Source organism: Methylocaldum sp. RMAD-M, from assembly GCF_017832375.1.
Classification (GTDB): Bacteria; Pseudomonadota; Gammaproteobacteria; order Methylococcales; family Methylococcaceae; genus Methylocaldum.
This window is the reverse complement of record NZ_JAFIBZ010000006.1, coordinates 45,253-71,365: the sequence shown is the minus strand read 5'-3', so window position 1 is coordinate 71,365 and position 26,113 is coordinate 45,253. Positions and strand designations below refer to the sequence as shown.

At 60.0% G+C, this 26,113-nt stretch carries 15 protein-coding genes; 10 read left to right on the top strand and 5 right to left on the bottom strand.

Translation table 11 applies throughout. The features are described from left to right. Window positions 1-151 precede the first annotated feature (151 nt). Complete coding sequence (locus JOD69_RS08170) at window positions 152-691, bottom strand: copper resistance protein NlpE (protein WP_210023865.1); 540 nt, start codon at window positions 689-691, stop codon at window positions 152-154. 1,140 nt (window positions 692-1,831) lie between these two features. Here JOD69_RS08170 and JOD69_RS08165 point away from each other — a divergent pair. Both JOD69_RS08165 and JOD69_RS08160 read left to right on the top strand, forming a co-directional pair. After that, on the top strand, window positions 1,832-2,521 hold the full coding sequence (locus JOD69_RS08165) for a hypothetical protein (protein WP_210023864.1): 690 nt from the start codon (window positions 1,832-1,834) through the stop codon (window positions 2,519-2,521). Window positions 2,522-2,534: 13 nt separating this feature from the next. Continuing rightward, complete coding sequence (locus JOD69_RS08160) at window positions 2,535-7,679, top strand: hypothetical protein (RefSeq protein ID WP_210023863.1); 5,145 nt, start codon at window positions 2,535-2,537, stop codon at window positions 7,677-7,679. A 731-nt stretch (window positions 7,680-8,410) separates the two neighbouring features. Here the strand turns inward: JOD69_RS08160 and JOD69_RS08155 are convergent. Continuing rightward, window positions 8,411-10,528 (bottom strand): TonB-dependent receptor, encoded by a 2,118-nt coding sequence (locus tag JOD69_RS08155; RefSeq protein WP_245245517.1) that lies wholly within the window; start codon window positions 10,526-10,528, stop codon window positions 8,411-8,413. A gap of 1,117 nt (window positions 10,529-11,645) precedes the next feature. On the opposite strand from JOD69_RS08155, the gene JOD69_RS08150 reads away from it, so the two are divergent. Genes JOD69_RS08150 through JOD69_RS08140 form a run of 3 tightly spaced genes read left to right on the top strand, consistent with a single transcriptional unit; the run spans window position 11,646 to window position 14,616 of the window. Continuing rightward, a complete protein-coding gene (locus JOD69_RS08150; RefSeq protein WP_210023862.1) occupies window positions 11,646-12,899 on the top strand; it encodes a sugar ABC transporter substrate-binding protein in 1,254 nt (417 codons plus the stop codon). Then, the gene (locus JOD69_RS08145) at window positions 12,896-13,780 is read left to right on the top strand and encodes a sugar ABC transporter permease (RefSeq protein WP_077728877.1); all 885 of its coding nucleotides are present in this window, start codon (window positions 12,896-12,898) and stop codon (window positions 13,778-13,780) included. Before JOD69_RS08150 ends, JOD69_RS08145 begins: the two co-directional genes overlap by 4 nt. Window positions 13,781-13,782: 2 nt before the next feature. Beyond that, on the top strand, window positions 13,783-14,616 hold the full coding sequence (locus JOD69_RS08140; RefSeq protein WP_240502409.1) for a carbohydrate ABC transporter permease: 834 nt from the start codon (window positions 13,783-13,785) through the stop codon (window positions 14,614-14,616). 36 nt (window positions 14,617-14,652) lie between these two features. Here the strand turns inward: JOD69_RS08140 and JOD69_RS08135 are convergent, their stop codons facing one another. Together JOD69_RS08135 and rocD are read right to left on the bottom strand one after the other, a co-directional pair. After that, window positions 14,653-14,937, bottom strand: a complete 285-nt coding sequence (locus tag JOD69_RS08135; RefSeq protein ID WP_210023861.1) for a hypothetical protein — start codon at window positions 14,935-14,937, stop codon at window positions 14,653-14,655. Window positions 14,938-14,993: 56 nt separating this feature from the next. Then, on the bottom strand, window positions 14,994-17,093 hold the full coding sequence (gene rocD, locus JOD69_RS25000; RefSeq protein WP_280858873.1) for an ornithine--oxo-acid transaminase: 2,100 nt from the start codon (window positions 17,091-17,093) through the stop codon (window positions 14,994-14,996). A gap of 176 nt (window positions 17,094-17,269) precedes the next feature. On the opposite strand from rocD, the gene JOD69_RS08125 reads away from it, so the two are divergent. The 5 genes from JOD69_RS08125 to JOD69_RS08105 all read left to right on the top strand — a co-directional run bounded on the left by JOD69_RS08125 (window position 17,270) and on the right by JOD69_RS08105 (window position 24,235). Further along, window positions 17,270-20,164 carry a proline dehydrogenase family protein gene (locus JOD69_RS08125; protein ID WP_210023860.1) on the top strand — a complete coding sequence of 965 codons (2,895 nt, stop codon included), beginning with the start codon at window positions 17,270-17,272 and terminating at the stop codon, window positions 20,162-20,164. A 330-nt stretch (window positions 20,165-20,494) separates the two neighbouring features. Continuing rightward, window positions 20,495-21,580 (top strand): inositol-3-phosphate synthase, encoded by a 1,086-nt coding sequence (locus tag JOD69_RS08120; RefSeq protein ID WP_077728873.1) that lies wholly within the window; start codon window positions 20,495-20,497, stop codon window positions 21,578-21,580. A 10-nt stretch (window positions 21,581-21,590) separates the two neighbouring features. Beyond that, entirely contained in the window at window positions 21,591-22,388 is a 798-nt protein-coding gene (locus tag JOD69_RS08115) for a TIGR04290 family methyltransferase (protein ID WP_210023859.1), read from the top strand. 348 nt (window positions 22,389-22,736) lie between these two features. After that, on the top strand, window positions 22,737-23,624 hold the full coding sequence (locus JOD69_RS08110) for a glycosyl hydrolase (RefSeq protein WP_143735073.1): 888 nt from the start codon (window positions 22,737-22,739) through the stop codon (window positions 23,622-23,624). Beyond that, window positions 23,624-24,235: a histidine phosphatase family protein gene (locus JOD69_RS08105; RefSeq protein ID WP_143735072.1), complete on the top strand. Its 612-nt coding sequence runs from the start codon at window positions 23,624-23,626 to the stop codon at window positions 24,233-24,235. Before JOD69_RS08110 ends, JOD69_RS08105 begins: the two co-directional genes overlap by 1 nt. Here the strand turns inward: JOD69_RS08105 and JOD69_RS08100 are convergent. After that, window positions 24,232-26,046, bottom strand: a complete 1,815-nt coding sequence (locus JOD69_RS08100) for a hypothetical protein (protein ID WP_210023857.1) — start codon at window positions 26,044-26,046, stop codon at window positions 24,232-24,234. The two genes, JOD69_RS08105 and JOD69_RS08100, sit on opposite strands and share 4 nt — an antisense overlap. Window positions 26,047-26,113 lie beyond the last annotated feature (67 nt).

Here is a 26,113-nt window from a genome sequence, read left to right as displayed (position 1 = left end):
TCGCTCGATTTTGGAAAAGCGGCCGCTCAGGAATGGCGGGCCTTGGAAGGACGAATGGCCGTTGAGGCCGAAAACTACCCACCCGAAAACAAACTATCGGAGCTCGTTTGAACTTCAATTCTTCGCCAATTGTCCTTTGGCGCAGTATTCGTCAATGGATGTGCATTTCCCGATTGCCGGCCCTGTCGCTCCGTTGCAGCAGATACCTGTCCTGGTCTCCAGGCAACGGCGCCCCGTCGTCGCTTAGATAGAGCAAAGTGCCTTCATCTTTAATGGCGAGCCGACGCTGAGGGGCCTCTTTGTTGGGGGTCAACAAGACGACACCTTTGGTGTCGTTCCATTCGTATTTTCCTTTTTCGAAGGACTCTCGGTTTTGCGGCTTTGCGGGTTGGATGACCAAAAGATAGTTGTTCTTGGCATTCAAGGACAGGGTCATTTTCAGACCGTTGCAATCTTCTTCATGACACGGCAGGTAGCCGTAAAAGACGCCCCGAAATTTGCCTGCCGCTCCCTCGGGGCTGGCATGAGCCGAATGATCCATGGCACCGTGCTGGCTCTGTTCGCGAGCTTTGAGCGCCTTCTCTTGGATTTCCTTATCGGTTTCTGCCCAAGCGGGGTTAAGCGAGGACAGCAATGCGCCGAAAACAATGAATAACACCTTTTGAGTCATTTTCCTGTTCGATGCTTTCATAAGGGATTTCTCGTGTTCTATGTCCGAAACCAGCGTAGCCCATGAGGCGGATATGCGTGTGATATTGTACGCCACCGAGGGCGTGTTAATTTGACTTCACGTTCTGTCTTGTCGTGTGCCGGCAACTGGAATCGCGTGTTCAATGGCGCCTTTGGGAACGAACCACCGATTCGGTCTCGAAGAGAGCTGACGCTCGGGAAGGCCGGTATCGGCAGAGGTGAACGCCCGTTGAAGCCGATCTTGAGACGATCGAGGCGAATCTTGAGCACGGGCGAAAGGGGGGGCAGTTCTTACATTCCAACACAGTTAACCGCTTCGAAACCAAACAGGGGACAAATTGTACGTGCCAGGGTAATTTTTCACAGACGAATCCTTGTCGGAGCGTGCACGCTCCCGGCACAAGATACCTATCGCCTAATACAAACGGACCCCGGCTTAACGTATATCCAGAAGATTCACTTCGTAGCAAGGCTCATGGTTAGCAAATAATACACATGGCTTGATTTTGCAGGATTGGCTTCCTCCCAAGTAAGAGGCATGAATTTGAGAGTTTGAGTGCCGGATCAGTTCTTTGGTTGAAGACCTAAAAGACTCGCCCGGATATTTCGTCAGACTTTATATTTTGCCGACAAAATCTCGTAGCCGTTCTACTTTATTGCTCAAATCGGTTTTGTGATGTGCTGAAAAGGATTTGTTGTGTCGTATGAAATACATTGCGCCTTCAGCACAGAGTGGACGGCAACCTTGGCGAGCAGTGATTGGCAATAACCCGTTGATGAATAATCGCCGTATAACCTTTCGACAGAGGGGATCGAAAGTATAATCGGTTTTATGTAACCCAAATCGAGTCGATTCAAATTCATGCCGATTATCTCGAAACACGGGTTATCGAAAACTTCTTTGAGTTGGCCGCCTCTCTATAAATTCTGCCTCAAATGCGGCTGAATATCGGCACCAGAGATTCTGGCGTTGAAGAGTATGAAAAACCGCTTTTTCGATACTATTAAACAGTTTAAGGTTTAACTTGACAGCATAGGCATACCCGAGCGGAGAATAGCGGGAAAACATCCTGGATTGCGGATAAACAGTTTGCTCACGCCCTTAACAAAACCGTAATAACAAAAAAAACGAGGAGGCGCCATGTCCTTTCCAGCCGATAACAACATCTTTCAAAAGGGCACATTCGAAGGTTTCGCCGTCCGCGGGCGAGCGCGAGTGGATCGGGATTTTCGACATGCTTGGGAAAACCGCTCGGTGTCGCCCGGACTTGGTAAGCATTTCGCCATCCTCGACGATCCGAATCTTATCGATCTCTCCAACGGAACCCGCCTGCCGCCCAGCCAAATACTGTCATCCGATCTGACCGCGCCAGCCAGCCGTGATCCACTGGACACCTCGGACCTTGATTTCATCGATCTGCTGTCGCAGAAAACGCGCGGTATCGACGGCGCCAGTCTTGCGGTGGAGGGCATCAGCCTCAAGCCCGGCGAAGGCATCATGACGCGCTGGAATTTTCTGGTTTACGACCAGCGCGACGATATCAACGACTTTGCCTTGGCCGAATTGATCGACGAGCAAACCGGACAGACGATTGAACAAAAACTCCTGGTGCAAAGCCAAGGTTTGAAGAGTCCCGACGGCTCGATCCGCTGGTCGAGCGGCTGGATGCCTTATTCCTGGAAAACGTCGAGCTCCGTGCGCGTGACGTTTCGCATCGTCGTCAGCAACGGCTACACCTTCAATCCCCTGTCCGGCCCCGATCCCTTGCAGAGAGTGCAAGGGCGAGCGTTCCCCAGCGGGTTGCTGGTAGGCGGAATTTGGTTGATTTAGGGGGGATGCCGTCATGAAAGTCGGACGCGTTATCACAATTTTCGCTCTTATCCTGACCACCCTCGCGGGTGTCGGTTGCCGCCCCGCGAAAGACAACGGTGGGGACGCCGGTCACACCCGAGTCATCCACGCCGATGTCGTCGCAATCGAGCACGATATCCAGTACAACCGCTTCGGTTCCCACAACCCCTACGGCATGATTTACGCCCTTGAGCGCGATGTGGAAAGCAGCGATGGACAGCCCGAACTGCGGCCGGGCAAGGTCAGGCTGAAGTCGGTCAAGCGGGCGCGGCCTTTGGCACTTAGGGCGCACAAGGGAGACATTCTCGAAGTGACCTTCACCAATTTGCTGAGCCCCGAACGGCCCAAGCGACATCCCGACGATATCGAGGAAGAGGCGATCGAGGAAAAAAGCCATGCGGCCAACCCGGTCGTATCGGCGCATCGGACTGATTCCGACCCGTGCGCGCCAGCCGGCACACCGCCGCCGCACGGGAATACCCCAGCCACCCGCTGCGCCTCCATCGCACTTTCGGGTCTGCGGGTCGAAGCCGATGGCCACGATCCCTCCGCAACCGGTTTGCAGGGCATCCCTCCGGGGGCCACAATCACATACCGTTGGCGCGCCGAGCGCGAGGGCACCTTTTTGTTCGCCAGTCTCGCCGCGCCGTCCGGGGGCGAAGGCGACGGCGGCTCGCTGGTACACGGCCTGTTCGGCACGGTGACGGTGGAACCGGAACGCAGCACCTGGTATCGCAGCGCGGTCCGCGCCGACGAACTCAAGGAAGCGAAACGGCAGGCCAAGGCACCCGCGCTGATCGAGTATGAAGCGCTCGACGAGCACGGCGATCCCGTCCTGAACCTGCTCAAGCCGCTTGGCAACGACCGGTTCGAACTGATCCACAGTCCCTTGGACGCCATCATCGTCGATCACGACAGCGGCAAGAGCGGCCGCGAATTCACGGTCACCTTCCATGATGAACTGAAGACCGTCTATCCCGAGGACTTCCGCATTCTCGCCACCAACCCGCAATTGGCGGGGGTGCGAGACGGATTTGCCATCAACTACGGCGCGAGCGGCATGGGCACCATCTTGTTGGCCAACCGCCTGGGCAAAGGACCGGCCAAGGATTGCGTCGACTGCCTTTACGAAGAATTTTTCCTGCAATCCTGGGCAAACGGCGATCCCGCGCTGCTGCCTCAGTACGAGGACGATCCGTCCAACGTCCATCACAGCTATCTCGGCGATCCCGTGCTGTTCCGCAACTCGCACGCCGGCCCGAAGGAAACCCATGTGTTCCACCTGCATGCACATCAATGGGAATCCAGTCGAAGCGGGTATTCCAATTATCTCGATTCGCAGACCATCGCACCGCAACAAAGCTTTGCCTACGCCATCGCGCACGAGGCCAGCGGCAACCGCAATCTGGCGCCGGGCGATTCGATCTTCCACTGTCATCTCTACCCGCATTTCGCTCAAGGCATGTGGGGGTTGTGGCGCGTCCACGACGTTTTCGAGGACGGCACGCGCCGTCTGCCCGATGGAGAACGGGGACCCGGCACCGATCCGAGAACCGGCGTCGCCACGGGCGGCACCCCTATTCCGGCAGTGATTCCCTTGCCTGAGCTCGCCATCGCGCCCGCTCCGACTTATGCGGAAGATCCCGATCCGAGCAAGCGCATAGCCCAATCCTTTCCAGGCTTCCCTTTTTACATTCCCGGTCAGGCCGGACACCGTGCGCCGCAGCCTCCGCTCGACATCGTCGAAAACGGCGGTCTTGGGCGGCACCTTGTAACCGGCGGCGAGCGGGAATTCAACGGCGGGCGAACCGCCGCGGAACAGTTGGCGAACGCCGACATGACCGCGCATATCACCCGCGCGAATCTAATTCTGTTGCCCGAAGCGGGCACCGCATTGGAAAAAGCGGCGATGGCTTTCCATGAACACGCCGCCGGTTACCCGAGCCGGACGCCGGAGGGCCGGGATGCGGTATTCCGGGTCAACGGCAAAGCGCGGCGGCCCGGCGCGCCTTTCGCCGACCCGTGCGGCGAGGATCCCACGGCGCCGATTCGGCGTTACCGCGCTTCGGTGATCGATCTGGACATTCAAACCAACGAACACGGCTGGCATGACCCGCAGTCACGCATCAATGTTCTGGACCGGGACGTTGCTCGTTACGAAGGCAAAAAAACCGCCGCGGCCGAGCCATTCTTCTTCCGTGTGGAATCGGGCGAGTGCGTGGAGTTCCTGCATACCAACCGTGCCGGTGCCACGGTGAGACGCGACGATTTCCAGGTCGCCACGCCTACCGACACCATCGGTCAACACATCCATCTGGTCAAATTCGATGTCCTCGCTGCGGACGGCTCGGGCAACGGCTTCAATTACGAGGATGGCACACTGGCCTGGGAAGCGATCAAGGAGCTGTCCGAAGCCAGCCGCTTCGGCGTGGTGAAGGATCACCTCGGCCAAATCAAGCCTAAGCCTCGCGCCAAGACCAACAAGCAGGGCCGTCCGGTGTTTCAGACCACCATCCAGCGCTGGTGGGCGGATGCCCACGACCATAAGGACGGCGACGGCACGCTGGGCACGGTATTCACGCACGATCACTTCGCGCCGTCCTCGATTCAGCATCACGGGTTTTACAACGCCATGCTGGTCGAACCCAAGGGCTCGGTTTGGCGTACCCCGGACGGTACCGACATGAAAACGGGCAAGCGGCGATTACCCGGCGGAAATGAGCAGAACGTCGCCGGCGCCAGCCGCGATATTGCCTGCCGCGCCCCCGTCACCGAACCGGAGCGTACATGCCGCGAATCTTTCGCGGTCGGCTCGCGCGGCATGGTGGTCAAGGCGGAAGCCAGGGAAAAGCATCCCGACACGCGCGAATTCGCCCTGGCCATCGCCGATTTCGCGTTGCTCTACGATGCCGGGCAAACGCAAGGTCCGGCTCTGCCGGAAGGCATGGCGGGCAAGGTGAACACCACGGTGGAGGACTATTACGTCGCCTACCGCAAGCTGCACGGCTATCCCGTCGATCCGCCGGCCATGCCCGAGGCGATTTCCACCGACCACCACAATCCCTATCTGGTCAATTACAAACACGAGCCCATCCCGCTGCGTATCGGCGAACGCGACAGCCCCGCAAGCGGCAGTCATTTTTCAAAGCTCAAGCCCGGCGAATGCGCAGGGCATCTGGACGACCCCGAAAGCGCGCGCCCGGCGCTGTGTCGCCCCAGCGATCTGGCTTATGTCTTTAGCTCCTCGGCACCGCATGGCGATCCCTTCCTGAAGCCCTTCAGGGCCTATGAGGGCGACCGGGTTCAATTGCGCGTAATCCAGGGGGCGCAGGAAGTCCAGCACGGTTTCACCGTACACGGGCTGGCCTGGCGAAGGGAAGCGAAGAACCCGACTGCCCCCTGGATCAATGCCCAGGAAATCGGAATTTCCGAACATTTCGAGATGGACACGGTCAATCTGGCTAACATCGGCGCCGGACTCGGTACCGCCGACTACCTCTTCCACTTCGGCACTCAGGACGACTTGTGGAACGGCAGTTGGGGACTGTTGCGCGCTTTCGCCAGCCCTGAAGTTTTCGACCCGGCGGCATGCGAGGACGAGCATGGCGTGCTGAAAGTCGGACAAGTCGATTTGCTCGAAGCCAGCGCGCCGGACAAGGATGCGGCACAGCGCAAGCCCTTCATTGACAAACTCCGGCAGGCCGGCTGCGCCGCCCAGCCGGTCGCGCGGCAGCACCTCGACGGGCCGAACAGTTGCCCGGACGGCGGGCGTAGCGACGATCATTGCGCGCTGGCGGTTCTGGACGACAATACCGACGGCAGGATAAGCGATCCCCAAGCGGGACAATTGGTGGCCGGTGACGGTTGTCCCCGGAATGCACCGCGGTCTGAATACGCTATAGAAGCTTGGCAAGTGAAGGACCTGCTGGGCGAGAGGGGAATGCGCTACGACGATGTCCACGGCCTGGATGACCCGGACGGTCTGGTTTTCGTTCCGGCTGGCGATGTCGAAGCGATTCGCAACGGCAAGCCTTTGACGCCACTCGTGCTTCGGGTCAAGGCAGGGCATTGCGCGGTGGTGAAGCTAACCAATCACCTGGGGACACGTCTGTCGGACCGCCCGGGCGACGCACTCATGCCGCGCATCACCCAAATCAATGTGGACGAGCACAAGGAGGGCTTGCTGGACGCACCGCCGTCGAACCGTGTCTCGCTCCATCCACAGCTGGTGGCCGTGGACGTCAATGCCGGAAACGGCGCAGTCGCGGGTTTCAACCGCATCGACAAAGCGCTGGCGGTTCCAGGCGAAACACGAACTTACAACTGGTACGCGGGCCGGGTGAATATCGACCGACAGGGAAGCACAGGCGAAAAACTCGTCATCGAGCCCTTCAATGAACCGCTCGCCGCAGGATTGAGTTCCCACGGCGACGTCATCGGCCATGGCACGCACGGTCTGATCGGCGCGCTCATTATCGAACCGGCCGACGCCAAGTTGTTCGACCCAGAGGAATTTTACGTGGACTCGCGAGGCCGCCCCCACGGTACCGAAATTCCTTTCGAACGAGCCTCCGGTCTCTCGGCCGTGGTCTGGGAGGATGACACCAAGAACTATGCGCGGGAATTCGTCGTGGTCTATCAAGACGGGCTGAATCTGCACAAGAACGGACAGCCCGTTCCCGACTGCCGCATCTGCGACGATTCCTATGATCTCGGCGAGCAAGGCATCAACTACCACAGTGTGCCTTTCTGGGTGCGCATGGGACTGGACCCACACCCGAATGCGCATGGTCAGGAAACCCAGGACCTCAATGACAACGTCTTCGCGAACGACTTCTTCACCGATGATCGGCAACCCTTAGCCTTCGTCGATTTCGAAGCCAAAGCGGATGAGCGCTTGCGTTTCCACGTGGTCCATCCGGCCGGCCGCGCCCGTCAGCACAGCTTTCAACTGTACGGGCATTCGTTCAAGGACGACGTCCCGAGTTTCGGTTCCCCCTGGTCGCGCTTGGTGACGCCCGGGGTGACGCTCACGGCGGAAGTCGAGCGCGCGAAGCCCGGAATTTGGCTCTATCGGGACGGTCCGGCTCATCTGTTCGCCGGGGGTACCTGGGGGCGGCTGGTGGTCAGGGACTAGAGCATTTTCCGATTCGGTGTCAGAGAGCCCGATAGGTAGGTCGGCAATTCCTTCCCAATCGCAAACGGTCGCTTTAGTCGCGACCCTTCCAATCGCAAACGGTCGCTTTAGTCGCGACCCTTCCAACAAAATCCTTTGCCGAGCCGATAAGTCGGCAAGGGATTGCCGACCTATGTTCTTCCCGCCCGACACGAAGCCGTACACCGGGATGAAAAACGCTCTAAGGAGCGGTCGTGGCAGCGGAAAGGAGTTTGACGAAATGGCGCGGGATAGCGGCAGGATTGTGATGCATTGGCATTACCCCCTGCCGCGGAGCTTGGGAAACGGACCACCTGCGATGGCTCGGACACGGCCTTGGCGTGCTTCGGAGATAAACCAACGACTCCCCTTCGCTGGACTTTGACTGTAAGCGAACGAGCCGTGGCAATGGAGACCCCGGCGGAGTAATTGCCGCCGGATGCGCGATTCATTGTACTTTTGACGGGAAGCGACGGCGGGGCATTCAAGCCAGTTTGCCGCGATTTCGCGGCAGGCTGCACGGATCCCGTCGTTATGTCCGCTCTGCGTACCCCCTATGGCATCCTTTTGGTCCGAAGACTCCCCCGCGCCACAAACATGAAGGCAGGAATAAGCAGTAGGCCGGCAATCCTTTGCCAATGCGCGGGTCTGTGAAGCTCGGTTTCGTCGGAAAAGGCTTCCCGGCCTGCTAACACACCGAACCGCAAAATGCTCTAAATGTCGAAATCCAGCTCGAAACCGCCGTAGGCGAATAAAGGCATGCCGGGGCGTGGACCGTGCGGCTGTCGTGACACGATGTATTCCTCGTCCGTCGCATTCTGGACGCCTGCCAACACCTTTACGCCCTTGGTGAGTTGATAGTAGCCGGAGATATCGAGGAGGACAAAGTCGTCGGTCTTGCCGAAGCGGGCATCCGGTTGGCCTGCGCCGTTGACTTGTTCGCTGGTGTTGCTCGCGCTGGTGTATGTTTCGCCGACATAGTTAACTACGACGTCCACCCCCCAATGGTCGAAGTGCAGGCCACTGCCGAAGCTGAGCGTGTACTCGGGAATATAGGGTACGCGGTTGCCTTCCTTGCCGAAGCTGAAAATCGATTCCGGGTTGGTAGAGGCGGCATCGTTCAGTTGCACCGCGTCGGTATAAGTGAATGACAAAAAGTAAGGATTGCGGAAACCCCATGCGAAAGCGTCGCCGGCATCGAAATTCAGAGCCAGTTCGACACCGCGGCTGTCGACTTTGCCGAAGTTTTGATTCGCATCGCTGCCGGTGCCGCCTATGCTGTCGATAACCAATAAATTCTCGAACTGCGTATAAAATCCGATAACTTCGGCGGAGAACGCACCGTGGGTATAGCGTCCACCGAGTTCATAGGCGTTACTGGTTTCTTCCTTAAGCTTGTCAACCACGGCATCCTGGGGACCTGGCGGCGAAAACCCACGATGAACACTAGTGAACATCATGAAGTCTTCGTTAAAACGATAATCGAGACTCGCGCCTCCGGCATACATATCGAGAGAGCTGCTGCCGTTATTCGCAGGCGACAGGTTGTTCTTATATGTCTGATACAAGTGCTCGTAACGGATACCCGGAGTAAAACCCCATTTCCCCCACTCGATGCGGTCCTTCAGGAAAAAGGCATAAGCATTGGTCAAGCCTTTTCTGTCGTCTTGGCTTCCCGGCGCACCGACGGTCTTGCCGATAATCGTTCCATCCGCCGCCTGGTTATAGAGAGTATCGTGCTGAAACCGGGTTTCCTGGTCCTCGTGATAACGGAATCCCCCACTGAGCTCGTGATGTGTGGCGCCTAAATCAAGACGATAATTCGCAACTGTTTCAACACCGCCCAAATAATAACTGCGGTTGTTGTCGCGCACTCTCAAATTACACGCGATGTTCCCTTTCAAACAGTCGAGACCCAGACCGTTCCTGGCGCCCGCCAGGGCGGCGGATAGATCCATATTGCCCGTTACCCCGCCCCTGAGATCGTTCAACTTTTGCCAATTCCTGTTGAATTCGCTGTAGTAAGCCGTCGTGACAATATCCAAATTCTCGGTCGGAGAAATGAAATAACGAGCAAATCCTCTAAAGTGCTCGGTTTCTATATTATCGAAGCGCGAGGCCGAATACCGCCGATAAGGATCTTTCCTGAAATCGTTGTCGCTCAAGCCGAGATAGGTTTCATCGGCATCCATATTCGAATAGCCGAACTTGACCTCGAGCTTTTGGTAGATATCCGTGTTGGGTTCCCAGGACAAACGCACCATCGGCTCGACCTGTTGAAATCCGGTTTCGTCGCCATTGCGGAAATCGGGTGTTTCATCAATAGTCTTGAACCCGTCCGAACCGCGGTAAAAGCCTTCTACCAAGTAACCGAAACGGCCGTTTTCCGTGCTCAAGGTATCGCCAACAAAACCGTGCGTTCTGACTTCGTTATAACTGCCGTAGAGAAATTTCAGATAGGCCTTGCCGCTGTCCGGAATCGGAGTTGACAAATAGTTGAGCACCCCGCCGGTGATATGCGGACCGTATTTGATTTGACTCGAGCCTTTCAAGACTTCAATTCCGCTCATGCGTCCGGCAGCGGGCGAAAAATATGCGGCGGGTGCGGAATAAGGCGCCGGCGCGGTTAAGACACCGTCCTCCATCACGGTAATCTTGGCACTTCGGGTCGTGTCGACACCGCGGAAACTGATGTTGGGAAATAATCCGAAACCATCCTCCTCCCGGATGTTGACGCCGGGCACCCGACGTAAAATGCGGTTGACGTCGCTGTAACTTTGATCGCGAATTTCCGAAGCGTCGATATATTGCGCTGAAGCCGGCATGTCCATGGCCTGCTCCTCGCTACCAATGACCTGGATTGTGCCGAGGCTTGCCGGTGGCGCAGCTTGATCATCTGCCTGAACCTGTGACGCCAGGTTCACCGAAAGACAGGCCAATGACAATGGCCCAACGATTCGCTTGGATAGCAACATACCTTCCCCCAAAGGTTTTAATCAGTGCCTGCGCTAAGAAACTCGCTTAAACGGCATGGCTTCACTGTATATCTAAGATTAATGATAATCAATCTCTTTTTGAGAACCATTACTACGTTGAACAGTAAATCATTTCTGATCGGAGAAGGGGGCTTTCTTCGGCCTCGTTCCTCAATCGGCACACGCGCGGGCTATGCCGAAACTCGGCAAGTTGTCGGGGGCAAACCGTCTCGCCGTGCGGGCCTGGTGCTGTGGTAAATTGACGGTCGGCTGCTTTCTAAAAGTAACGATCCACCGGCAAAGCCGGTGGCTTTCGACGGCTGGCCCCTCAAAGGGGCCTGACCGCCATCGGGCAAAAGCCATGTCGTCACCCCGGCAGGGAAGGGGTCGACTAAAGGCCCGTTTGCGATTGGAGTGCCGGGGTCCAGTGACCACGGATGGTTTCGACCATTCACAATCCCTGTGAACTGGATTCATGCCGGGCGATCCTGCCCGGCACCCTTCGGGCGCGATGCGTGCAAACCGGCTGTCCTGCCGGTTTGTCCGGCACAAATTTGCCCGGAGCAAATTTGGACGTGCGCAGCACGGTCCGAAGGACGAACCCCAAGGACGGGGTGAGCAATCCCTGCCGGAAGGGGCGTTCTGGCGCTCCCAGAACGCCCGTTTGCGATTGGAATGACGGCCCAGCGAAATTGGGACAATACCTGACTCCCGGAAATGTCAAACTCTGCGAGTCCCCCGACAGAGCCGCACTGCCGTTAAGTTAAGACGAATGACGTCACCCCGGCAGGGAATGCCGGGGTCCAGACGCCAAGGACGGCAAAGGCCTCTCACTTCCTTGTGCACTGGATTTCGGCAATCCCTGCCGGAATGACGGCTTAACTTAATGGCATTGCGGCAGAGCCGGGGGTTTTCCCGCGATAAATAAACAAACAATGAATACCGTGTCTCGACACCTGCCGGAAAACCTTACGTGCGCCTGATCGGTTTTTTATTGATGCCCGCCCTGCTTGGCGCGTGCGGTGGGGACAGGGAAAAAACCGTTCTCGAATTCTGGGCCATGGGGCAAGAAGGCGAGGTGGTTCAGTCTCTGATGCCCGAATTCGAGCGGCTCCATCCGGAACTCCAAGTCAAGGTTCAGCAAATTCCCTGGAGCGCGGCTCACGAAAAGCTGTTGACCGCCTATGCGGGCGACGCGATGCCCGATGTCTTTCAGTTGGGCAATACTTGGATTCCGGAATTCGTCGTTCTGAAAGCCGTCGACAGTCTTGACAATAGGCTGACGGCCCAACAACGGGAGGATTATTTCGAGGGCATCATCGAAACCAACGAAATCGACGGACGGCTTCACGGTCTGCCTTGGTATGTCGATACCCGCCTGCTCTTCTACCGTACCGATATTCTGGTCAAGGCCGGTTTTTCGGCGCCGCCCAAGACCTGGAACGAATGGCTCGCGGCGATGGCGGCAATCGCGGCGTTGCCCGGTGGAGACCGCTACGGGCTGCTCTTGCCCATGAACGAATGGCAGGTCCCAGTGATCCTCGCGCTGCAAATGGGGTCAGAACTGCTCCGCGACGAGGCCCGGTTCGGCAATTTCCGGAGCGATGCCTTTCGCCAGGCTTTTCGTTTTTATCTCGACATCTTCCGCCGGGGGTATGCACCCGCCGTATCGGAAGCCCAGATCGCCAATCTTTATCAGGAATTCGCCAGCGGCTATTTCGCGATGTATGTCACCGGGCCCTGGAATATCGTCGAGTTCGAACACCGGCTTCCGAAGTCCATGCAAGGCCGGTGGGCCACCGCGCCGATGCCGGCTCCCGATGAGAGTTATCCCGGCGTTTCACTGGCCGGCGGCGCCAGTCTCGCGATCGCCCGAAGTTCCAGCCGTAAAGATCAAGCCTGGAAGCTGATCGAATTTCTCTCCGAACCCGAACAACAGCTTGCCTTTTACCGTCTGACCGGCGACCTCCCCGCCCGCCGCTCCGCCTGGCTGCACCCCGATCTGGCCACAGCGACTCGCACGCAGGCCTTCAAGACGCAGTTGGAGCGGGTGGTGTCCACGCCGAAAATTCCCGAATGGGAACGCATCGCCAGCAAAATCGCCCATTACACGGAAAAAGCGGTGCGCGGCGAATTGACCGAGGAGCAAGCCTTAGCTGCCCTGGACAAGGACGTGGACCGGATTCTCGAAAAGCGTCGCTGGCTGTTGCGGAAACGGGCGCCATGAAAACCCCGCTGTTACCGGCGAATACCGCCTTCTGGTTCCTTGCGCCGGCCTTGATCCTGATCGTCGTCTTCTTTTTCCTGCCGGTCGCGGCGTCGCTGCTGCTCAGCTTTACCGATTTCGACATCTACGCCCTCGGCGACCACGAACGGCTGCGCTTTGTGGCGCTCGACAACTATCTTCGGTTGCTCGGCGACCCCTTGTTCTGGACCGCGCTCAAGAACACCCTGTATTTCGTGCTTGTAGGCGGCCCGTTGTCGGTGGCCGTGTCGCTGGGCGCGGCGCTTTTGGTCAACCACCGCCTGGTCCGGTTCAAGGGACTGTTCCGCTCGCTGCTGTTCCTGCCGGTCGTCACCACCCTGGTGGCGATAGCCGTGGTCTGGCGCTATCTCTACCATCCCCGCTACGGCTTCTTGAATTATCTGCTCGGACTGCTCGGGCTCGATACCGTCGACTGGCTGGGCGACCCCGACTGGGCCATGCCGGCCATCATCCTGATGGCGATCTGGAAGAATTTCGGCTTCAACATGATCATCTTCATCGCCGGGCTGCAAAGCATTCCGGTCCGTTTGTACGAAGCCGCGGTGATCGACGGCGCGAGCACCTGGCGCCAATTCCGCCACATCACCTTGCCCATGCTGGCACCGACCTTCGTCTTCGTCACCGTCATCACGATGATCGGCTACTTCCAGCTTTTCGCCGAACCTTACGTGATGACCCAGGGCGGTCCCGCCAACAGCACCCTGAGCGTGGCGCTCCTGATGTTCCAGGAAGGTTTTCGCTGGTGGAATCTCGGCTACGCGGCGGCGGTGGCCTTCACGTTGTTTCTCATCATTCTGACGGGGACAGTGTTGCAGTTGAGATTGAGGCGACGGGAAATCTGACAGTGGCCGTATTTTCCGAAAAACCGATCAAGACACTGCTGCTTCACCTCGCGCTGATCGCGGCGGTGATCGCGACTCTGTTCCCGCTGTTCTGGATGGTTTCCGTGTCCTTGATGTCTTCGGCCGAGGCGAACCGGTTCCCGCCTCCGCTGCTGCCGGCAGCGCCGACGCTGGAACATTACCGGATGCTGTTCTCCCGCTTGAATCTCGCCGCCTATCTCCTGAACAGCACGCTGATCGCCACATCGGTCACCGTGCTCTCCCTGCTGCTCAATTCCATGGCGGGCTACGCCTTCGCCAAGCTGCGGTTCAAGGGACGCGACCGCCTGTTTCGTCTGCTTCTGGCCTCCATGGTGATTCCGGCGCAGGTCGCCATGCTGCCCTTGTTCCTGATGCTTAAAGAGATGGGGCTGGTGAATACTTACAGCGGCGTGATCGTACCCGGCATGGCGAGCATTTTCGGCATTTTTCTGATCCGGCAGTATGCGCTGTCGATTCCGGACAGCCTGCTGGATGCCGCCCGCATCGACGGCGCCGGCGAATTCAGGATTTACCGGACCCTGGTACTGCCTCTGTGCAAGCCGATCCTGGTCACCCTGGCCATCTTCACCTTCATGGGCACCTGGAACGACTTCATGTGGCCGCTCATCATCCTGACCGACAGCGATCTTTACACGCTGCCGGTCGCTCTCGCCAACCTGCTCGGCGAACACGTGCAAGACGCCGAACTGATGATGGCCGGCTCGGTGCTCACCGTGCTGCCGGTGATCATCCTGTTTCTCGTCCTCCAGAAGTACTACATCGAAGGACTGGTATTGGGAAGCGTCAAGGAATGACCTTGCGCCGTACGCCCTCGTGCGGCGTCAAACCGGCTAAGAGCGGTCAGGAAAGGCTCGGAAGTCTAGTTTGAATCCCGCCTGCACCACTCTCGGCGAACCCGGCAATATGCTGCGGGTGCGATCCACGATGTAGTTCTGGTCAAAGAGGTTTTTCACGCTGACGAACACGTCGGTGTTCAAGGGCTTGATCCGATACGTGGCCGCGAGCTTGACGATGGCGCAGTCCTCGATCTTGCCGAACTGCCCGCTCGGACTGGGCGTTCCATCGGGATTGACCCGCCCTTCTGCATTGTGGACATCGCTGAACTGATCGGCCATGAACACCGTTTTCCAAGTGGAATTGGAAAAAGCGCAAAGACCGGAGCCGCATGCTTTTACCCCTTGCCGGGACAATTGCGTTCCAGATCTCGAATGACGGTCTCGAGCGTCTCCACCGCCCACTCGACTTCCTTGCGTTCGATGACCAGAGGCGGTGCGAATCGGATGACGGTTTGATGGGTCTCGCGGGTCAGAATCCCATGTTCCATCAGTCTCATACAGAACTCGCGGCCGGAGAAACCTGAGTTAAGTTCCAGACCGATGAACAAACCTTTGCCGCGGACCTCGCGAATCAGAGGGCTCCTCAAAGCGCGCAGCCCTTCGAGAAAATGGGCGCCGAGCTCGTCCGAGCGCTCGGCCAACCCTTCCTCGACGATCACATTGAGCGCCTCCAGCCCGACCGCCGCAGCCAGAGGATTGCCGCCGAAGGTGCTGCCGTGATGGCCCGGGCCGAAAACGCCCATCACCTCGCGGCTCGCCAGAAATGCCGACACCGGCAGCAAACCGCCTCCCAACGCCTTGCCGAGGATCAGGCCGTCGGGTTTCACGCCTTCATGCTCGGAAGCCAGGAATTTGCCGGTTCGGCCAAGCCCCGTCTGAACCTCGTCGCACAGCAGCAAAACCTTCCGCTCCCGGCAAATCCGGACGCATTCGGCGAGATAACCCGCCGGCGGGACGACGATGCCGCCCTCTCCCTGGACCGGCTCGACCAGAAACGCCGCCGTGTTCTCGGTAATCGCATCGGCCAAGGCCGCGGAATCGCCGTACGGAATCAGTTTCAAGCCCGGCGGAAACGGCCCGAAGCCTTCGCGGTAGCCGGGCTCGGATGAAAGACCTACGATCGCGATAGTCCGCCCGTGGAAATTGCCTCGACAGGCGATGATTTCGGCGCTGTCGGGAGCCACGCCCTTGACCTGATACGCCCACTTGCGGGCGGCTTTCAGCGCGGTCTCCACGCCTTCGGCGCCGGTGTTCATCGGCAGCGCCATGTCCTGTCCGGTCAGTTCGCAAGCCCTCTTGAGGAAAGGCGCGAGCCGGTCGCTGTGAAAGGCCCGCGAGGTGATGGCCAGCCGCTTCGCCTGCTCGGTCAAGGTTCGGACCAGGCGCGGATGGGCATGACCATGGCTTGCGGCGGAATAGGCGCCCATCATGTCCAGATAGCGTTTCCCTTCGACGTCCCAAAGGTAGACGCCCTCGCCTCGGGTCAAAACCACCGGCAAGGTGTCGTAGTTGTGCGCGCCATAGCGTTCGGTGATGCTCAGAACGTCTTCCGCTCGCGCGGTTCGCTCGGGAACCACGGCAGCCAGCAAGAGATCGCTGGCCAGATAGATCGTGGCACGGCTCCTATCGCGGGGCGGGTCGAATTCCACGATTTCGATGCCGAGAAAGCCCGGATTGCCCTGGAGCATGGCCAAAGCGCCGATCATTTCCTCGCCGGAAATGCCGCCCGCCACCGGCGTCGTGACCCCAGGCGCGTCCTTCGGATCGATGGCGTCGAGATCGAGGGTGACGCCGAAGCCGGCCGTATCGGATTGGACGATGGACAACGCTTCCTCCATGACGTTGTTCAGGCCGCGCCGAAGGACTTCGCCCAAATAGAAGATCCGGACGCCGAGCCTTTCCAGCAAAGCTTGCTCGGCCGGCTCGAAGCTATGGACGCCGATCAGGCAAACATGCCGGGGAAACAGCTTCGGGCCGAATCCGCCCAAATTCACCAGAGACGGTTCGCCGAAACCGAGGAGGCACGCGAGAGGCATGCCGTGCAATGCGCCGCTGGGGCTCGTCTCCGGCACATGGCTGTCCATGTGGGCGTCGATCCAGATCAGCCCCAAAGGGCCTCGTTCGGCCAAAGCCGCCGCCGCACCAGTCCAGGAGCCTACGGCACAAGAATGGTCATCCCCCAATACGGCGAAAAATTCGCCGGCTCTCAGGGCGCTCTCGGTTTCCTGTGCCGCTCGTTCGCAGAGATCCGCCACCTTGGGCACCTTGTCCAGTATTCGGTGCGGATGGAGAATCGTTTGCCAGTTGGCTGGAACGCCCCGGCTCCTCAGCCTCCGATCCAAGCCCAGAAGGCGCAAGGATTCCGGCCCCGTTTCGGCGTCGCGGTCGAAGGCCACGCCGATCAGTCGTATCGGTTTTAAGGTTTTGTCGTCCATGAGAGATGATCCGGAAAGCATTGGAATAGCCTCCAATCTATCACACTCATGCCACTTCCCCTTAGAGACGATTTGCTGCACTCTGTTCCTTGTCGGAGACGCCCGCTGCGGCTTCCGCCATGGAACTATCATCGCGGGTGAGGTCCGAATTCGTTGGACAACTCTGAGGTAGGGTCATGAACGACACGGCTTTCGAGCGAAGGGTCCGCGACATCGGCGAAAATCTTTACCGTTTGGCCGGAGAGTCGCCCCCGTCCTTATTCGACCCGAGGGGCCTGAGAGGGCGCGTGTTGATGCGGGCCATGCATGACGAAGGTTTACGCGCCGCGCTGTTCCAATTCGTCGACGTGTTGCCGGTACTGGAAACCGATCGGGAACTGGCCCGCCATTTTCAGAACTATCTGGCACCTCATGCCGATCGGCTTCGGGGACCGTGGGGCCGGATGTTCAAGCTGGGGGGCCATTCCTTCAGCGGTTTCGCACTGCGCCGCGCCGTATCGCGCCTTGCGCGTCAATTCGTTGTCGAGGAGCAAGAAGATCGCCTGAACCGAGCGCTGAATACCATCTCCCGGATACCCGCGGCCGTTACCGTCGACGCCGTGGGCGAAGCGGCTTTGAGCGAAAGGGAATGCGATATTTATCTGGGCCGATACCTGTCACTGCTGGATCTTCTGGCGGCGAACCGCTTGCCGCTCGGACATCCGCCGATTCATATCTCCGTCAAACTCTCGGCTCTGACCGCCCACTTCGATCCGCTCGACTACGCCGGCGTGCGCCGCCGGGTATTCGCCCGGCTGGAGCCCTTGGTGGCCAGGCTTCGCGAACTTGGAGCCGGCATGACGGTGGACATGGAGCATTACGAACTCAAGTCCTTGACGCTCCGCCTGTTCCGCGACCTGGTCGAAAGCGAGGGAGATGACGGCTGGCATCCCGGCATCGCGCTGCAAGCTTATCTTCCGGAGACCGCCGACGATCTCCGAGAGCTGATCGACTGGGCGGAGCGGGAAAAACGCCGGATTTCCGTGCGTCTGGTCAAAGGCGCGTACTGGGACACGGAAGTGGCTCTTGCGGAGCAGCGCAACTGGCCAGTGCCGGTGTTTCTCGACAAGTCCGCTACCGACGCCCAGTTCGAATCGCTGGTCGATCTCTTATTCCGGCATGCAGATGCTGTCTATCCCGCCGTGGGCAGCCATAATCTTCGGAGTCTCGCCTACGCCATCGCGTCGGCGTCCCGGCAAGGCCTTTCCACGGCCGACTGGGAGGTCCAGATGCTCTACGGCATGGCCGAGCCCCTGCGCCACGCCGTCGCCGCATCCGATATCCCGCTCCGGGTTTATCTCCCCACGGGCGAGCTGATTCCGGGCATCGCCTATCTGATACGCCGCTTGATGGAAAATACCGCCAACACGTCCATTCTGCGGCAAACCTATGTCGAAGGCGCCGATTTGGACGACCTTCTGGCGGCGCCCGACCCGCACGAACCCGGAACCGAAACACTTTCTCCCGCCTTTCTCAACGCCCCGTTAAAGGACTTCAGCCACGACCCGGTTCGCGAGGATTTCCGAAGGTCGCTGGCGGCGGTGCGTACGAAACTGGGCGCGACCTACCCGCTGGACATGGCCGGCGTTCCGCCGCAGGGCGCGGAGTTGGAAGTATCGAGAAATCCGGCGCGACCGTCCGAGATTCTGGGACATGTGGCGGTTGCCGATGTCACCCATGCCGAGCGCGCCGTCCGCAATGCGTACCGCGCATTCCCCGGCTGGCGCGACACGCCCGCCGCCGCTCGGGTCGCGCTGTGCCGGCGAGCGGCGGACATCATGGACGCTCGCCGCGGCGAACTGGCCGCCTGGCAGGTTCTGGAAACGGGAAAGAATTGGCGCGAGGCCGACGCGGACGTGGCGGAAGCGGTCGACTACTTGCGCTATTACCCCTACCAGATGGAGCAACTGGCCGGTTGGCGGCCCACCCGCCGCTTTCCCGGCGAGCCGAATCATCTTCGCTACGAGCCGCGCGGCGTCGCCGCCGTGATTCCGCCCTGGAATTTCCCTCTGGCGATTCTCACCGGCATGACCGCGGCGGCGCTGGTCGCCGGCAATACCGCCATCGTGAAACCGGCGACGCCCGCCAATCTCGTCGCCCACGGATTCAAGTCCGTCCTCGACCAGGCCGGTTTTCCGCCCGGCGTATGCCAGCTCCTGCCGGGGAGCGGCGCAACGGTCGGACGATATCTGGTCAAGCATCCGGACGTTCATGTCATTGCATTTACCGGCTCCAAGACGGTGGGCCTGGAGATTCTTCGGGAGGCGCACACGCTCGCGCCGGAGCAACGGTACATCAAGCAGGTGGTCTGCGAAATGGGCGGCAAGAACGCGATCATCGTCGACGAGGACGCCGATCTGGACGAAGCGGTCGCCCAAACCTTGTACTCCGCGTTCGGCTACCAGGGCCAGAAATGCTCGGCCTGCTCCCGTCTCATCGCCGTCGGCCGGGTTCACGACCGGCTGGTGAAACGGCTGACGGAAACCCTCGACAGCTACGACTACGGTCCGCCGGAAGATCCGGCATTTCTTTTCGGACCGATGATCACCCGCGATGCGCAGCAGAAGGCCATGAGCTATATCGAGCTCGGCCGGACCGAGGGTCGCCTTCATTATCTCGGACGCGTTCCCGCGGACGGTTTCTATTGTCCGCCCGCCATAATCACCGGCATCGAGTCCCATCACCGTTTAGCGCGGGAGGAAATCTTCGGCCCCGTGCTGGCCGTGCTGCGCGCGCCCACCTTCGAGGCCGCGCTCACGCTGGCGCTGGAATCGGACTACGCTCTGACCGGCGGCGTTTTTTCGCGCCTTCCGGAACATCTCGATCTCGCGCGGGAACGGTATCGCGTCGGCAATTTGTATCTCAACCGCCGCACCACCGGCGCGCGCGTCGGCGTACAGCCCTTCGGCGGCACCCGGCTTTCGGGAACCGGCGTACAGGCCGGCGGCCCCGACTATCTCAAGCAGTTTCTGTGGACTCGGGTGGTGAGCGAGAACACGCTGAGGCACGGTTTCGTTCCAAACATCGAGTAGGTCGGGAATCCGTTCCCGACGAAGGTTGTAGGGCGGGTTAGCGTACTCGCGTAACCCGCCTTTTCGCGGCGTACGGCGGGTTACGGCCTGTCGGCCTAACCCGCCCTACCCAGCTCGTAGGGCGGGTTAACGGAGTGAAACCCGCCGTACGCCGCGAAACTTCTTGCAAAAATTAATCTCGAAAAATATATTCGAACCGGGATCTACTTTCCTCCGGCGCTTCCGGCAATGAATGCCGTCCCTGCGCCTATTCCAGGGAGGAAACCGCGGCCATAACCGGACGGTCTCGTAGGCCGCTCCCGATCTGCCAGACATGCTCAAGGAGAGAGTATGCATCGCAAGAAGGTAAGGATCGCCATCGTCGGCGTAGGCAATTGTGCATCCTCGCTGGTCCAGGGCGTCGAGTTCTACCGCAAGGCGAAGAACGGCGATGCCGTCCCTGGCCTGATGCACGTCAACCTCGGCGGCTATCACATTTCCGATATCGAGTTTTCCGCCGCCTTCGACATCAATGTGAGCAAGGTCGGCAAGGACCTGTCCGAAGCCATTTTCGCGGAGCCGAACAACACATACCGGTTCTGCGAAGTCCCCGAAATCGGCGTCGAAGTCCGCCGCGGCATCACGCTCGACGGCCTCGGCAAATATCTCAGGGAAGTCATCGAGGAATCGCCCGATCCGCCCTCAGATATTGCCCAGGTCCTCCGCGATACCGCCACCGACGTGGTCGTCTCCTATCTTCCCGTCGGCGCCCAAAAGGCTACCGAGTTCTATGCCGAGCAGGCTCTCGAAGCCGACTGCGGCATGGTCAACTGCATTCCCGTGTTCATCGCCTCGAACCTCCGCTGGCGCAAGCGTTTCGAGGAAAAAAACCTTCCTCTCATCGGCGACGACATCAAATCGCAGGTGGGCGCCACCATCGTCCACCGGGTGCTGGCGAATCTCTTCCGCGAGCGCGGCGTCCGGCTGGACCGCACCTATCAGCTCAATTTCGGCGGCAACACGGACTTTTTGAATATGCTCGAACGGGAACGGCTGGAGTCCAAGAAGCTCTCCAAGACCCGCGCCGTGACCAGCCAGCTCGACCATGCCCTGTCCGACGCCGAGGCCCACGTCGGCCCCAGCGACTACGTGCCCTGGCTCACCGACCGCAAGTTCTGCTACATCCGGCTGGAAGGCACGACCTTCGGCAACGTGCCGCTGCACGGCGAACTCAAGCTGGAAGTCTGGGATTCGCCCAATTCCGCCGGCGTGGTCATCGATGCGGTGCGCTGCGTCAAGCTGGCGCTCGATCGGGGCATCGGCGGAGCGCTGATCGGACCGGCCGCCTGGTTCATGAAATCCCCGCCCGAACAGTTCACCGATGCCGAAGCCCGTGCCCGTACGGAGGCATTCATACGCGGCAAGGCGCCGCGTTGACGGAGTCGCCATGATCGAACCCACCGAAACTCACGGGACCACCGTCTGGACCCGCGACCGCATCGAGCGGCGCGTCCGCGAGCTGGGCGAATGGTTCCACAACCTCGACCTCGACGGCGTACATACCGCTCCCGATCATTTCCTCGGAGATTATCCCGCCGTCAAGTGGCGGCAATTCGCCGACGCGCTTCCCGCCGATTTGAGCGGCCGATCGGTGCTCGACATCGGCTGCAACGCGGGTTTCTACGCCATCGAGATGAAAAAGCGCGGTGCCGAGCGGGTCGTCGGCATCGACTCGGACGAGGATTATCTGGCCCAGGCCCGCTTCGCGGCCGAGGTCAAAGGGCTCGACATCGAATTTCGCCGGCTGTCCGTCTACGACATCGCCGACCTCGGCGAAACCTTCGGTCTGGTGATCTTCATGGGCGTGTTCTATCACCTGCGCCACCCCTTGCTGGCGCTGGACCTGATCCACGAACACGTCGCCCGCGACCTGCTGCTGTTCCAGTCCATGCAGCGCGGCAGCCCGGAGATCGAGGCGGTAGGACGGGACTACGGCTTCGAGGAACGGGATGTCTTCGACCGGCCAGGTTTTCCCAGGATGCATTTCATAGAACACCGCTATTCCGGCGATCCCACCAACTGGTGGATTCCCAACCGCGCCGGCACCGAAGCGATGCTGCGCAGCGCGGGCTTCGATATCCTCGACCGTCCGGAGGAGGAGGTCTACGTCTGCCGCAGGACCGAACTGAACCTGGAAGACTGGGATCATCGGGCGGTCTATCCCTGTCGCGGGAGAAAACCGTAGGCCGGAATAAGCATTGGCGGTTTGCCGGGAACGGTATACCTTTCGAGCCTACGAAAAGTCGCCGGCGAAAAATCGTCGGTCGGCCGTCCCTGGCGGATGAATCCGCTGGATGGGGCATTGCGTCGGGAAGGGGCTGGCCGGCGCTCCCGGCCAGGCCGTTTGCGATTGGAAAGGATTCCCGACCTACACAGTGGCACGGTTGCAGGGCGGCAATCCCTCGCCGACGGCTCCACTTGGCCGACCGATGGCGTCGGGAAGGCTCGCCCTAGCGCTCCCAAGACGACCGTTTGCGACACCCCAAAAGGAACGAGGCTTTTGCGACCCGCTACAGCTTTGCGGAGGGAAATCATGATCGAAGCAGTGATGCTCTGGAACGAACCCAACAATAAATCCCACTGGGATTTCGAGATCGACCAGGACTGGAGTCTTTTCGCCGAAATGGTGAATCTCACGGCCGATGCCCTGCACGAGGAACATCCGAAACTCCCGGTCGTCCTCGGGGGCATCTCTCCCATCGATCCCTTGTTCATGGAACGGATGAAAAACTACGGCGTCATTCCGCGCATGGATGCCGTGGCCGTCCACGGGTTTCCGCTGGACTGGAACCACTGGCAGATTCACGAATGGCCCGACAAGCTGAACGAAATTCACAGCGTCGTCGACGACAAGCCCATCTGGATTTCCGAGGTCGGCGTCTCCAGCTTCGGCGCCGAGGAAGTACAGGAATTCGGGCTCAAGCGAACCGCGGAACTGCTGCTGGAGCAAGCGCCGCGGATTCACTGGTACAGCCTTTACGACCTGCCCAGAGCCTGGCCCGCCACGACCCGTCACCGCGAGGCCGAAGGCTCGTCCTATTACCGCCATTTCTACATGGGCCTGCTGCGGGAAGACGGCATGCCCAAACGCGCTTTTCGGCATTTCTACGAGTATGCGCCGGAAATGGGCCTGTGCCAGTGGTTTCATTTCGAGGACCACCGGCTCGACGATGCGGTGCGAATCATGAAAGATTTGGGCGTCACCTATCTCCGTACCGGCCTGAGCTGGGCCGACCGTTTTCGGCCGAACGCACTCGATTGGTTCGACCGGCAGATGCGGGCGCTCGAACCCTTCCGGGTAACCGTAACCTACTGCTTCACCCCCGAGCACCGCGGCATCAACGCCCACCACACCAGCCCGCCGCAACGCGTGGAGGAATTCGCCGAATTCTGCGTCGAAATGACCCGGCGCTACGCGTGATGACCACGTTTCTGCTGATTCGCCACGGTGCGCATCTCTTGGGCGGCGACACCATCGCCGGCCGAGCGCCGGGCGTGCACCTCAGTGAACTTGGCCGGAATCAGGCCAACGACATGGCAGAACGGGTCGCCCGTCTGCCGGTTGCGGCTCTTTATTCGAGCCCGGCCGACCGAACCCGCGAGACGGCCGAATTCTTGTCCGAACGGCTCGGCCTGCCGGTTCAACCCCTCGAAACCCTCCACGAGATCGATCTCGGCGACTGGACCGGAAGGAAGCTCGAAGATCTCCGCCGTCTGGAAACCTTTGGCCGATGGAATAGTTTTCGCAGCGGGACACGCGTCCCCAACGGCGAAGCGATGGTCGAGACGCAAGCCCGCATCGTCGGCGAAATGCTCCGCCTGCGCGAAAAACACCCGGACGACTGCATCGCCCTGGTGAGCCACGGCGACGTGATCAAAGCCGCTCTCGCCTATTTTCTGGGCGTGCCTTTGGATCTTTTCAGCCGCATCGAGATCGGACTGGCCTCGGTCAGCATCGTCGCCATCTTCGACCATGGCCCGTGGGTGCTTTGCGTCAACAATACGGGCAGCGAATTACCCATGCCTTACTAAGCGAGAATTCGAAACAGTTGCGACTCGTAGAAATCGCCGGCGCGAAGGAGCCGCCGCTGCTCGCTCGGATCGCTCATGCCGGCGCAGATCGCGCACTGTCCCAAGCGAAACGCGGCATAGGCCGCGCAGTAAAAGGCCAGCGTCCCCGGTGCAGGCAACTCGCCGCCCGCATCGGCGAACGCACTCAGCAAAGGCCGGACGGTTTCGCTATCGAGCCGCCATTCGACCGTCGCGCCCGCCAAGTCCCAAATCAGGGGCTGACGTCCGATTACCGTATGATCCGTCGAATGCCCGGCGCAATCGACCTTGATCAGCCTCCCGTCGATCGAGCGTATCCACTCCTCGGGTGCCAGCCGCCCATCGCCGTAGGCTGGCCATGGATGCTCCGGGACCAACCCGTTCCACCGCAGCGTACGCGTTGCCAAGGCCTCTCCCAGACTTTCCCGAGTGTTCCAGTACAACATCTCTTTGAGCCGCTCCAGCGATGTCCTTTGCTCGGAAATCGAAAGCGCGGTACCGGCCGCATCGACGATGTAGCGCCCGATTCGATCCAGAACAGCGGTATTGCATTGATCTATTTGAAGCGGCTTGCCTTCGATCCAGAGCCTCGCCACGAAACCGTGGGCGGAATCCAGAGGAGCCAGGGTCCATCCGCGTTGAGCCAGCCATGCCATGCTATCCCTGACCGCCTCCGCCCCGCCGGCCAGTCCTTCGAATTTCCACAGCACCGACGAGCCGTCACGCCGCACCACCCGATATTTGGCCCGCTCGAATGCGACGAACGCCGCCGGCCATTCCTGCTCATGCCGATAGACGGCATGCCGCCACATCCCGCCGCTCAGATCGTCCACCCGAACGGCCGGGCCGCTGCGATATGCCAGCTCTTCCGCTAGCGGCCGGCCCTGCCAAGCCATTTCGCTCGGCCCGACGACATACCTCGGCGTATCGCTCCACCACCTCCGCACGTCTTCGGTTCCGGCGTTTCCGGGGCCGCGGTCATGTCCCGGAAAAAAGCCGATTCCGGATCGATCGAGTCCCGCTTCGACCAGCGCTTGAGCCGCGGCCGCCATCGACGAGCCGGATAGCCCGGGTCCTTCGTCGACGACCAATCCGAAAACCGCTCCTTGAACCGCCTCGCGAGGAATCGCCGCGCGCCGCGCATACGGGTGCCCCGACGGCCTGACCGTCAGCCGTCGCACGTTCCATCCGGCTTGAGCCAGCTCCCGCGCCACCACCGCCGAAAGACTGGTCCCGATGCTGCGAATGCCGACCACCACCGCCCGCCGCGAATCGGAATCCGCATGATTGCGAACCCATAATCTCGCGGCTTGGGCGTATTGCTCCGGATAGAGCGCGTAGAATGCAAATCCTTCCGGCACTTTGACGCGCACCGTCAAGTCCGCCGGCAGTTCGAGTTGGGCGAGCGCTTCTTGGAGTGGCCCGAGATCGGAATCGTGGAGAAACGCGTCGGCGGCGAGATCGGTGACGCTCATGATGCGTTCTACGAGCGTGTCGTTTTCCACCCGGTCGGCCAGGGCTTGCTCCAGTTGTCCCGCGTCGATCAGCAGCCTTCGGCGGGCGTCCCGTCCTTCGCCCGCCGCATACTGTGGCGCCGTATCCGCTTGCCCATCCATTGCGTCGGGAAAGGATTCCCGACCTACTCGGCGGCATCGATCGGTAGGTCGGCAATCCTTTGCCGACGAATCCGTTCGATCCGGCGCATGGCCGCTCGCACGCTCGGCCCATTGCCGAACCCGGCCGAGTGTGGCGGTAACAGGCTCTTCGTAGCTTGGGTCGCCATAAACGATCATATTTTCTTGGACCGTGCCGCACGTCGCTTTTCGCGCGCCATCTAATCGTTAAAGCAGGAACGGAACG